Consider the following 12,292-nt stretch of genomic DNA (forward strand, 5'->3'; position numbering starts at 1 on the left):
AATTTCAATATTATGGGCGCTATACATTAAGCCAAACGCTTTTGCATACAAAGGATCATTTAAAAACCGGGCATGGCCATAAGTTATCCATAACAAGACAGAACCAGGCCTGCCAAGCAACGGTTGAGCATCCAACAACTGACACTGGTAATTCATCCAAAGATCATCAGGGTTGTCATGCCCTACCAGCCAATTGATTCGATACGCTTCCCGGCAAGCAAGACAACGTAAAAAGACCCTGCCAGCAGGTGCCAATGACTCATCTCCCTCATAGATATCATCTTTGGCAATCCGCAGATTTTGTATGGACATCGTCCACTCTTCCAGTTTCCTGATATCGCTGACATAGTCAAATGCATCAACAGTGGAAACCTGTTCAAAAACCGCCATGTTAGCAACATGCTGAGTGAAAAACTCACCGGGCTTGCGGGCAACTTCCGAGTCAGGCAAGATAAATCTTTCCCACAATTCATTAGTTGTATAGTTTCTTGAGTTAATTAACTGCCCTGCAAACGTCATTGGCTGTTCGTTAAGTAAATAGTTATCAGGTTTTTTATCATTATTCCATGTCCAGATACTGCAACCCGCACTATTTTCCCCCACAGAAGCCATTACTATGGTATCACCTGAACGTATCTTATTGAGCTGACACGCCATCGTCAGGTTGATCAATACCGAAGCGGAGGATACATTTCCATATTCTTCTAAAGTATCTACCGTCTTATTCTGCTGAATACCCAGCGCTTCCTTCCAGGATTCAAGAAATGCCCTGTTTGGTTGATGGAGAATAAAAAAATCAATCTCATGATCACTCAAACCTGCTTTTGCCAACGCCTTATTGATTACATCCGATATCATTTGAGTCGAGAAAATCTTTAGCTTATCAAAAACACCTTCAGGCTTAAGGGGTTCAGCCATCGACATCAATTCTCTGAACCTGAAACTGATTTTATTACTGGCCCTGTTGTCTTTAATGTTTTTATTAACCTGCATGACCAGGCCACTTTGAAACCTGGAATCACTGGTGATATGTGCTGCGATCCGGCCATTTTGTTGACCATCTACGCCTAAAATAATCGCTCCTGCGCCATCCCCCATACTCATGGCAATTTTCATGGATGCTTCAGATGTATCGTCCTGTAGTTTGGAAAATGTCTCACTGGAGACAATCAATACATTGTCAGTCTGTCCGGATTCGATTGCATAAGCCCCGAACTCCATTGCCTGGATGACACCATTACAAGATTCCAGCATATGCAGATAGAGGCAATTTCCGAGTTTCAGCCTATCTTTTAATTCAGCGATGCCGGTCGGGATAATACATTCGGCATTAATAGTGCTGGCAACCAAAATCAGTAAGCCAATATCGTCAACTGATATGCTCGCCTGTGTTATGGCTCTGAGCGATGCACGGTAAGCCAGATCCATATAATCAGTATGACTACTGGCAAATCGCCTGTTTTTGATTCCCGCGCTTAGCAGCCACTCATCAGTCACACCTCTGGATTTGTAATCAAACTCATTATTACTGACAGTATTCTCTGGTAAATAGGCACCAACACCAAGGATATTAACAGCCATAAATATCTCCGCTTTCATCCAACATCTAGTTGATTAACAAAGCGATGCTCACAAACCATTGACTTGCAAAAGACGGGGTGAGATTTTTTGCAATAAAGCGCCATGGTTTTCACCGGCACCTGACGACACCATCACAACATTATCACCGCAATTCACTTTCCCTTTTTCCAGCGCATCCAGAAGATTAACTGCTACCGAGGCAACGGCGATATTCCCGTAGTGCCGGAACGTTTCATGGTATTTACCGGCAGGAACACCGAGCGCCTCTCGCCAGGCATTGCCCGCCCAGTGAACAGGTTGATGGGCAACAAGAAAATCAATATCCTCACGGCTGTAGCCCACCTTGCCCAAGGCTCCATCTACAACATTCACTATGTCATTCCGGCAATTTTCGGCCATTTCCCTGCAGAGTGACGGGTCGTTGAAGGTAACAAATTCCTGTTCAAAATCGGGCCCCTGCGAGGTAATGGCAGACAGCCTGGGCCGACGACGCTGAAAGACAATGGCAGCATGGCGAACTCCCTGGCTGATGGAGTGTGAGCTAATATACCCGTATCCATCGTCCACCCTGGATACAATACCGGCGATAGCCGCATCGCCGGTATTCGGACTGTAGTAATTGGATTTATCGCTAATATGTGAATCAATAGAACTGCCAATAATCATCACATTGCGCTTCAAACCACAACGTACGTAGAGAGCTGCCATTTCCAGCATGGTAATAAACGAGGAACAACAGGTATCAATGTTATAGGCACCAGCGTTGGGCAACTTGAGTTTATGTTGAACCAGTGAAGCATTCAGGGGAACATGTCGGTCCGGCACAAGGGAACTGACCATCAGCAAGTCAACCATGCTTTGATCCATTCCTGCATTATAAAGAGCAAGCGCACCGGCCAGAGTCTCGGCATCAGAAGATAGCATCAGATGGGGCCGGATAGCGTTAGCCCTGGATTCCGGGTCTACCGGTACCCGGCAACGAGTTTCAATCCCTGCAAACGGATTACTCTTCTTTTTATCCGGCAGACGATCAAACCACGCCTTATACCATGGCTGACTTTGCCACCCGTCATAATTCGTTTCTACGGTTCCCGGCAGCAAGCCATTTTCCGAGATGGGTTTTAAATAATCATGGTGCAGGCGAGTCTGCTTGGCAAGATAGGTGGGCAACTGGGAAGCGTCCTTTTCCCTGATGTTTTTACCAGGCAGATAACCCCCCATGGCGACCAGACCGGCAGAAAACTGACCATTGAGAAACTCGCACATTAAACATATCCCCCATGCCCGTTATTAACCAAGGCAAATTCACACCACGGTTGGCACAAGAATCAGTGGTATCTTCCAGTTTGACTTTTCTCTGAACAACGACACTCCAATATAAGTCACTTATTAATTACTGTCAGATAATCAATTAAAAATATATTATTCAGGAGTCCCAGTGTCGTGTCGGTATTCTTTCTCGACTGACAAAACCAAAACGTTCCGCTTTCTTCAGGAATGCGGTAATGGTGTTTATTTTTACCTGGCCATAGCCCCGAATCTGTTCAGGTAATTGGGCGAATTCGACCATATCCTTATAGTTGTCGTGGGTGATAAATTCTAAATGTTGGTTAATAACCGACTGATACCTCGCCAATGCCTCTTTTTCCAGTTTGCGAATATTGCTATAGGCAAAAATATCAAACCGGGAACCTCGCAAAAAACGACAATATCTTAGTAATTTAAGGAGCCATTTACCCCATGATGGCAGTTGGAATTTCTTTTGGCTAAAGGGCAGGGCAAAGTGGTAGGAAAGTGCTGCATTGTGGCCAAACATTCGCTTCACCCCAGTCTGAAAGTCTGGTTTAAGGTAAAGACGGGCCACTTCATATTCGTCCTTGCTGGCCATCAATTGGTATAAATTAAGAATCACCGCCGTACTGAGTTCCGTGTGCCCCATTGATTCATCAACAGCCAACACCCGGCGCACAAAATCCTGATATTTTCTGGCGTAGTGAATATTCTGATAATCCTCCAACTCCCTGATACGCAACAAGAAGCGGTCATAAATATTGCTGGCTGTACCCTTCACAGATGCAACCGATTTGAACAGTGCATCCGGGTCAAGACACAGCTTTCGCCCGAGCAAAAATGCCTGTCGGACAGCACTACCATCACCGAGGGCTGCAACAATGGCCGATTCCAGGGATGATCTTGCTAATGGGATAATTCCCCGCTGGTATGCAGTCCCAAGGATAATAATATTTGCCAACTCTCTGCGGTTAAATGCCAACTCAGCCAGTTCACAAAAATCGAAACAGACATTACGCTCTCGATCAGTGTGTTCCTGTATGGCATCCACAGCATCAGCAATGGTCATTTTATTTATCGATACATTGTTGTGTAAATTGTTGTGTAAATTGTTGTGTAAATTGTTGTGTAAATTAAGCGATGAAAACCTGGCCGTAGATATCACGGCAACGGTCTTGTCAACGCAGGTCAACTTTAATGAGTCAGCCGCTAAAGCAGACCATACATCCAGCACAATATAAGCGTCTGCACTGCCCGGAACAATGATTGGGCTGCTGATATCGGCAGTCTCGGAAATCTTCAAATGTGAGCCAACCACTCCTGCCCTCTGGCTTAGCCCCTTTTTATTGACCAGAGAGACGAATTTACCATCGGTTGATGCGGCGCTGGCCAGAATTTGCCCCATGGAGGTCACCCCGGTGCCTCCCATGCCGGTAATATACAGGTTGGTGGTACCGCTTTTTGCTATGGGATCGGGCAGGGCAATCTGGATATCACGGGTCAGGGACGAAGATGTAAACGTCGTTCGATGACCATTTTTAATGGTCACCAAAGCAGGGCAAAGCGCTTTTATGCAGGCCAGGTCGTGGTTGCAGCTGGCCTGATCCACTTTCAGCTTCCGGCCAAATTCAGTATCCTCCGGCAGCAGGCTAAGACAACCTGACTCAAGAACACACTGGTCGCAGCCTTCACACAACTGCTGGTTAATATATACATAGTCCAGCGGCGTGTTATTGTTTTGCCGATCTCTTCGTCTGGCCAGGGCACAGGTACGATCATAAATAAGCACCGTAACCCCCTTGATACGACTTAACCGAGTCTGGACAGTATCCAGATCGTCAGCCATTCCAACCATTGTGCGTTGATCCAGCTGGTCCTGATAGCGCCGGATATCATCACTGACCACTGCTACCTGCCTGACTCCCTCAGCATAGAGCATCATGACCAGCACAGGGGTCGAGATATTTTCTTTCGGCAACGGACTGTCTGTCATGGCGATAGCGCTGTTATAAAGCAGCTTGAAGGTAATATTGCTATTGGCCACAACGGCCTGTCTTATCGCCAGGGAACCAGAGTGAAAAAACGTGCCATCGCCTATATTCTGGAACTGGTGCGGGATATTCAGAAATGGAGACATACCAACCAGCTGGACACCCTCTCCTCCCATCTGGGTCATGCTTCCAATGTCGTTTGAATGCAAGGCCTGGATACCATGACAGCCAACACCCAGGCCAGTCAGGGCACCTGCAGGCAACCGGGTAGAACGGCTGTGGGGACAACCGGAACAAAAATAGGGTAATCTCTGTGGCCCCTGCCCGACATAATCCGGCCTCACGACAGGCGATAAACAGGTATTGGCGGTACTCCATAGCTGCAGGTAGGGTTCAAGGGCAACGGCAATAGTTTCTGCATCCAGCCCTCCCCAGGGGGGAAATAGACAGGCTCCGTATTCATCCTGCTTACCACAAACGACAGGGTTATTTGACTCGGAATAAAGAATGGTCTTAACCCTTGACTCAATAAACCCCCGTTTCTCTTCAATCACTACAAGTCGTTCCAGGCCATTGGCAAAGCGAATAATGATGTCCGGATCCAATGGATAGACCATACCCAACTTCAGCAGCCGAATGTCGTACTGTTGGAGATCCTGTTGCTTCAGGCCAAGCAGTGCAAACGCGGCCATCAGGTGATAGTAGGTTTCCCCGGCAGCCAAGATGCCCAACCTGGCCTTTTCTGCATCACAGCAAGTGATAGCGTTCAGGCCGTTGACCGCCGCCATGGCGATGGCATTCGCTTCGCGATGAGTATGAATGTCACGTTCCACACGCATGGTCCCGGGAGGCAACAATTTGGATATGACTCTCGGTACCAATAGCTGTTCAGGGTTTCCGGGCTCTGGTTTGCTGATAACCGGAAAAGGCATGGAAAAATCCAGGGTTTCGCTTAAACTACCGATAACAGACGACACTTTTATCCCAACCCAGAGACCGGAATAACGGGACAGCTCGAAGCCGAAAAGTCCAAATTCAATCAGTTCCCGGAGATTTCCCGGACACAACACCGGCATACAATGGTCATATAAGGTAATAATTGAACATGAAGGCAGTGCCGATGATGAGCTGGTGGCATCATCTCCCACCAGAACCAGAACGCCTCCGTATTCGCTGACACCGGCGTAGTTTCCGTGCCTGAAGGCATCACCGGAGCGATCTGCTCCGGGAGACTTCCCAAACCACAGCCCCAGGATGCCATCATAATCATTTCCCGGGTACAGGGCCGCCATCTGGGAGCCCATCAAAGCGGTAGCACTCAGTTCCTCGTTAACACCTGGCAGATAATGAATCCGGTGACGTTGAAGTCTTTCATGGTTTTTTCTCAGCGCCGAATCCACTTCGCCCAGTGGTGACCCCGGGTACCCTGATGCCAGGATTGCCGTTTTCAGGCCCTTTGCAGTATCCCGTTCAGATTGCAGAACTAACATTTCCATGATGGCTTCGTGTGTGGAAAAAACGCCTGACATTGCTTTATCATCTTTGCATGCCGCTGACTCTATAGCGGACCCCGCTGTCAAGCTCACTTTCACTACCCCGTTTGTTATTTTCCTGAAACCTGATGTCAAAGGATTGATCAGATAAGCAGTTCGCCAAATGAAATCGTATATTTCTGGCTAAGTGGGCAGTCTATTCCCGGTCAGCCTCCTTAGCTATGTGACCGGAGTTATAACGCCGCACGACTGCATGGATGCAGGAGCTAGTGTAGTGTGTTGAAATTTCTACTGCATAATAATTATCAAACCTGTCATTATTGGGTGGCATCATCTTTTGCATGATGGACTCTTTGAACTTTTCTGAATAGCGGGCCATTGATCACTCACTGGCTGCCCCCTGTTCAGGTTTTTAAATTCAGGAGAGGCGACAGCTATGTTGGCGCAAGGGGATTGTGCTTGGCATTAAAAAGCCCGCAAGAGCGGGCATGTTAATCAATGCTGACTTTTAGCCGGAGCGGCGGGTAAAGAGTTGCTTGTTGTTGCTGGCTTTCACCATGTCGGTCAGGATGACACCGGCTTCCTGCAGGAAGGCATCAGGCTCTTTATCTTTTTTCTTCTGTTCCAGTTCCTGATTGTTGATCTCCTCCAGCTCATCAAGGTTGTTCAGCAACGGCTGGCCATTGGATTTTCTCAGGCGATTTTCAATGGCCAGTCGCTGGCTGCGCATGGTTTGCAGCTCCAGCTGTCGTTTTTCCTGATTCAGGGAAACCTTTTTCAGGTTTTCATAATGTTCGAAATAGTCCTTCATCTCATGGAGGTAAACAAAATCAGCATTTTTGCGGGTACGGTTTTCATGCTTTTTCTGCAGCTCCGGAAGGTAGGGGCCTAAATTTGCATAAGGTCTGTAGGATACCGGTGAGATATTGTCCCAGGGCAGTGCATCCGGTAGGGTGTCCTCACCAATATCCCGGCCATCGTAGAGGGAAGGGAAGATGATATCGGGTATAACACCACGATTCTGCGTGCTCTGGCCAGAAACCCGGTAGAACTTGGCCAGTGTCAGTTTCAGCTGTCCGTGGTTCAGTGGCTGGATGCTCTGAACGGTACCTTTGCCGTAACTCTGGCTGCCAACGATCAGCGCCCGGCCGTAATCCTGCATGGCCCCGGCAAAAATTTCCGAAGCGGAAGCGCTGAGGCGGTCGATCATCACCACCATGGGACCATCATAGAGCTGCTCTGAGTCCGGGTCTTCCTGTCGCTCAGAGCGACCGCGATTATTACGGACGACAACGGTAGGCCCTTTATCGATAAATAGCCCAGTCAATTCATTGGCTTCCTGCAATGAGCCGCCACCATTGCCGCGAAGATCGATAATCAGGCCATCCACTTTCTCTTTCTTTAATTTTGCCAGCAATTTGCGGACGTCACGGGTTGTGCTCTTATAATCGGGGTCGCCGGTCTGGGCAGCCTTGAAGTCGATGTAAAAGGTGGGTAGCTCGATCACTCCGATACGACTGGTCTTGCCATTCGTGGGCACTTCGATAATCTGGCTGGCGGCATCCTGTTCTTCCAGTTTGACCCGATCCCGGACAATCTCGTAAACCCGGGTGCTGCTGTCTTTGCTGCTGCCGGGAATAATCTCCAGACGAACCAGGGTGTGTTTGGCGCCTCGAATCAATTTGACCACATCATCCAGACGCATGCCCACCACATCTTCCAGGTTGCCTTTCTTGCCCTGGCCAACGCTGATGATTTTATCACCCGGCTTCAGCTGTCCGGCTTTCTCCGCCGGGCCACCGGGAACAACGCTGACTACCCTGGTGTATTCATCCTCTGCAGAGAGTACGGCGCCGATACCTTCAAGAGAGAGGCTCATGTTGATATCAAAGTTTTCAGCCGTCTGGGGCGAGAAATACTGAGTATGAGGGTCGTATATGCCCGCGAAAGCGTTGATATAGGTCTGAAAGGCATCTTCGCTTTTGCTCTGGTGCAGCCTGCGGAGCAGGTTGGTGTTTCTTCTGCGCAGCTGATTGATAATTTCTTCATCGGTTTTATTGTTCAGCTTCTGGCTTAATACGCTGTCTTTTAGCTGCTTGACCCAAAGCAGCTGCTGGGCCTGCTTGCTGCTAAGCCAGGGTTCATCCTTACGCTCAATCACAAGCTCTTCATTTTTCTTGAGGTTCAGATCTTTAATGCCCATCTCCAACTGTTTCAGCATGAATCGTGCCCGTTCTTCTGCTCGCTCACGGTAGCGGTTGAAGATGGCAAAGGCAGGATTAAGGTCACCGCTTTTCAGCGAGTCTCCCAGTTTTTTCCGGTAAGGCTCAAACTCATTAATATCGGACTGAAGGAAAAAACTGCGGTTTGGGTCCAGCCGATCAAGATAGCGATCAAACACCTTTTCCATATTATTCTGGTCAAGGGGGATCTTTCGATAGTGGCTTCTTGAAAGCAGTTGTACCACATGAACGCTGGCAATGGCCTGCTGCAGATTCGGCGTCAGAGTGGGTACTGGCTGGCTGATGTCCTTATCGACGGCTTGAGCGGGATTGCCTGAGAGAAGTGCTGTGAAAAGCAGCGCTGAAAAGAACAGCTTAAATCTTTTGGCTGGCTGCAGTTTCGATATCATAGAGGCGTTAGCTCCGTGTCATTCGTCTGTTGAAGTGTGCCTTCCTGGCCCAGTAGTAACCTAACGGCTAAGACACTTTCCATAACTTAAGGCATTACTCAAGTCATCGCTCAGGCAGTCAAACTCTTGAATATTCCCTGAGGATGAATACAGCATAATACAGTCACATGATGGATGACAGTCGTCGAGTTTTCATATTGTAAATCAGGCCATTAATCCCTTGCTGGTAAAACATTTTATGAGTTCTATTCCAACAAGGCTCTTGGCAAAAATCAATGGTTCATTTGGTGGGAAGGTTAGAGTAGGGAGTTTACAGCGAAGAAACAGGAAGGCACAGTTTAAATTCTCTACTGTGCCCATGGTTTGTGGTTTTTTACGTGGGAATAATGATCAGTTATAGCCTTTGATAAAACCGCCAGTCTCATCAAATGACTTTGCAGCAGGTAATGTTGCAGCAGCCTTGAGTAGCGGCTTAACCGGATTAAAAGTACTGCGATGAATTGAAAAATCGTTCTTGGAGTTAAGGGTTGGGCGCAGTGTTGGCCGGCTATTGGCTTGGGGTTTCATGTGTTTGCCTGTTATGGTGTCTGGTCAATTGGCATCGTTAATCATAGCAATATCGGTAGAAGAATTGGAGTCTGAAATTGTACGTATGACGGGGGTTGCGTTGAGTTTTGTCAATAAATGTAATTGAGCGAAGCGAAGATAAACAATATCCCGGGAGTTTGCTGGCTCCCTTTTGAGAGCCAGTTTACAATTATTCAGTGAATGGCAGTTCAGCCAGTGCCATAAAATGGGACAGGGTTTTGCTGAGTTCGAAGGCATCATCACTTCCGGCCAGCTCTCTGATCGAGTGCATGCCAAACGTTGGCAGCCCAAGGTCCAGTGTGCGTACACCAAGCACACCGGCGGTCAGTGGGCCAATAGTGCTACCACAGGCCATATCGGTTCGGGTAACGAAGTGCTGAACTTTGCTGCCGCTGGCCTGGCAAAGCGTGCGATAAAGCGCCGAGGTTTCATCATTGGTGGCATAACGCTGGTTGGCGTTGACTTTAATGACAGCCCCATGGTTCAGTTTCGGAGCGTGATGCTCATCATGCTTACTGGCATAGTTGGGATGGATGCCGTGGGCATTATCCGTTGAAATCAGCATGGAGCAATTCATGGCCCTGGTCAGTGACTCACCGGTACCATAAATTCTTTCCAGTACGCTCTTCAGGAAGGGACCCTGGGCTCCGGTGGTTGAGACACTGCCGACCTCCTCATGGTCATTGCACACCAATAGGGCTGTGGCGTCTGATTCCCGGTGATTGATCAGCGACTCCAGGCCAACATGGCAGCTGAGCAGATTATCCAGTCGGGCGCTGGCGATAAAGCTATCTTTCAGGCCAATAACCGCCGCGCTTTGGGTGTCATAGAAAGAGAGGTCATATTCCATCACTTCCTGGCAGTCGTTGTGTCCCTGGCGAATGAGTTCCTCTTTCAGCAGTTCCCGGAAGTCGACGGTCTCGCCATCGGTCAGTTGGAACAGGATAGGTGGGATATCGGTTTGTGGATTGACTGCGCGGCCACTATTGACCTCGCGGTCCAGGTGAATGGCCAGACTGGGGATAATGGCGACAGGACGCTCAAAATTGATCAGTTGATGGCAAAGCTGTTGCTGATGGTTGAGGTATTGGACACGGCCGGCGAGGGAGAGGTCTCGATCGAACCATGGGTTTAACAGGACGCCACCATAAACCTCAACACCCAGCTGGAAATAGCTGTGCTTGCTCAGTTCTGGCTGTGGTTTTACTTTCAGGCAGGGAGAGTCGGTGTGCGCTCCCACCATTCTGGCGCCTGCCCCGGGTTTGCCCATGGTAAACGCAATGATGGAAGATCCATTGCGGGTTACGTAATATTTCCCACCTTCTTTGAGAGACCAGGATTCTGATTCACTCAGTTGCTGAAAGCCCGCTTCCTGCAGTTTGGCCACCATGGTGGCTACCGCATGATAAGGGGTTGGAGAAGCGTTGAGGAACTGAATAAGCTCCTGGTTGAAGTGCTTTTTGCTCATGGCGCTACCGTGTTGTTTCCTTTTGCGGCACATTTTGCACCACACAATGATGCAGGGTAAAACCTTTTTGCAGTTCAGTTTGCCGGAAAAGAATGTTTGCGTACCATCAACAGTCGGCAGGAAGTTGTTTATGGGCTGATGACCGGGTCGAAGCGGTAGGATGTAAGTGGTGATCTTGTTATAAAGCTGTGCTTGATATCATTTCATAACGGGATAAGCCCGACACGCTTTTTCAGAATGTCGTATTACAAAACACCGGACTCATGGTTGCCTTTTACCGGGTTTTAAGCCTGTGGGACTGCTCTGCTAACGGATGCTGTCCGGTATTGCCATCTTATATAAATCATCAATCAACGCTCTCGGGAAAAAGCCAGCCCTGATGCAATCCTGAATGATGGGGGTAACTGGTAAGCAATTATGACGGAGCACCTCTTTGATTTCCAGAAAACTAACCATTTTTTCAAGTGACCAGGCACCAATGCTCTCTTTGACTGAAGTCAGGTGTTTAAGGCGAGTGAACAGATGGTAATTTTGAGCAAAATGAACGTCGATTCTGATTTCTACTTGTTCCAGAATTTTGGAATTTTTAATTGAACGTAATTGATCGTCATCACCGCAAGGGTAGGTTCTGTACAGCTGACTTTCCCAATCGACCCAATTCCATAAATTCGGTTCGATTGGGTTTTGATCGTTAACATATATATTACTGTTATTACTGTTGCCAGTTGGTGAAAGTTGCGTGTCTGTCAGATCAAAATACTCTATCAAATGGTCAACCAGTGATTTAGCGAGTTTTTTTGGTTGAAACTGGTGCTCCTCAGACATTGTCTGGATAAGGCTGACAGTCTGCGCTTCAACGGTTGTCGTGAGGGAGGAGAACCGTGCTTGTTCCGTTTGTATGTCGTTCAAAACACTCGCATAGGAAGGAGGCTGGTCATTGGCAGAAGGAGGCATTGTTTGGCCAGCGCCAACAGGTTGATTTCCATGCATAATCTAATCTCCTTTAATTAAGCTTATTGCTAAGCCCAATGGGTTCTGCATACATCATTGTGGTTTGTAATTAAAGTTTGCTATTCAGGCTGCAATACCGGTCGGTCGAATGGCAACCTTACGAATTAGACAATGATGACAGGAAAAAATTCCGAACGGAGTCAGGCAATAAAAATAGGGAAGTTATTTCCAGACAGCTCCTAACCCGGATATTTCATAAACTGCCCCGTATCTCGCGCACGACCACATGGATGTGGGA

The 12,292-nt window shown here is 48.0% G+C and carries 7 protein-coding genes; all 7 read right to left on the minus strand.

Translation table 11 applies throughout. The annotated features are described in order from the left end of the window. Positions 1–1,581, minus strand: a 1,581-nt coding sequence (locus KDK13_RS09955; RefSeq protein ID WP_257284827.1) for a 3-oxoacyl-ACP synthase III family protein, incomplete at its 3' end; no start/stop codon positions are given. Between the two features lie 48 nt (positions 1,582–1,629). After that, on the minus strand, positions 1,630–2,847 hold the full coding sequence (locus KDK13_RS09960; RefSeq protein WP_257284828.1) for a 3-oxoacyl-ACP synthase III family protein: 1,218 nt from the start codon (positions 2,845–2,847) through the stop codon (positions 1,630–1,632). 160 nt (positions 2,848–3,007) lie between these two features. Then, positions 3,008–6,391: an indolepyruvate ferredoxin oxidoreductase family protein gene (locus tag KDK13_RS09965; protein WP_257284829.1), complete on the minus strand. Its 3,384-nt coding sequence runs from the start codon at positions 6,389–6,391 to the stop codon at positions 3,008–3,010. Positions 6,392–6,863: 472 nt separating this feature from the next. Beyond that, the gene (locus tag KDK13_RS09970; protein ID WP_257284830.1) at positions 6,864–8,987 is read right to left on the minus strand and encodes a carboxy terminal-processing peptidase; all 2,124 of its coding nucleotides are present in this window, start codon (positions 8,985–8,987) and stop codon (positions 6,864–6,866) included. A 390-nt stretch (positions 8,988–9,377) separates the two neighbouring features. Then, complete coding sequence (locus tag KDK13_RS09975; protein ID WP_257284831.1) at positions 9,378–9,554, minus strand: hypothetical protein; 177 nt, start codon at positions 9,552–9,554, stop codon at positions 9,378–9,380. Positions 9,555–9,744: 190 nt separating this feature from the next. Continuing rightward, the gene (locus KDK13_RS09980) at positions 9,745–11,043 is read right to left on the minus strand and encodes a M18 family aminopeptidase (protein WP_257284832.1); all 1,299 of its coding nucleotides are present in this window, start codon (positions 11,041–11,043) and stop codon (positions 9,745–9,747) included. A gap of 306 nt (positions 11,044–11,349) precedes the next feature. Next, a complete protein-coding gene (locus KDK13_RS09985) occupies positions 11,350–12,033 on the minus strand; it encodes a hypothetical protein (protein WP_257284833.1) in 684 nt (227 codons plus the stop codon). Positions 12,034–12,292: the final 259 nt, after the last annotated feature.

This window comes from Endozoicomonas sp. SESOKO1 (genome assembly GCF_024606265.1).
Lineage (GTDB): Bacteria > Pseudomonadota > Gammaproteobacteria > Pseudomonadales > Endozoicomonadaceae > Endozoicomonas.

Bases quoted from the DNA above. Each gene is read 5' to 3' on its own strand.
- KDK13_RS09960 (WP_257284828.1), bottom strand. From the start codon at position 2,847: ATGTGCGAGTTTCTCAATGGTCAGTTTTCTGCCGGTCTGGTCGCCATG.
- KDK13_RS09965 (WP_257284829.1), bottom strand. From the start codon at position 6,391: ATGTCAGGCGTTTTTTCCACACACGAAGCCATCATGGAAATGTTAGTT.
- KDK13_RS09970 (WP_257284830.1), bottom strand. From the start codon at position 8,987: ATGATATCGAAACTGCAGCCAGCCAAAAGATTTAAGCTGTTCTTTTCA.
- KDK13_RS09975 (WP_257284831.1), bottom strand. From the start codon at position 9,554: ATGAAACCCCAAGCCAATAGCCGGCCAACACTGCGCCCAACCCTTAAC.
- KDK13_RS09980 (WP_257284832.1), bottom strand. From the start codon at position 11,043: ATGAGCAAAAAGCACTTCAACCAGGAGCTTATTCAGTTCCTCAACGCT.
- KDK13_RS09985 (WP_257284833.1), bottom strand. From the start codon at position 12,033: ATGCATGGAAATCAACCTGTTGGCGCTGGCCAAACAATGCCTCCTTCT.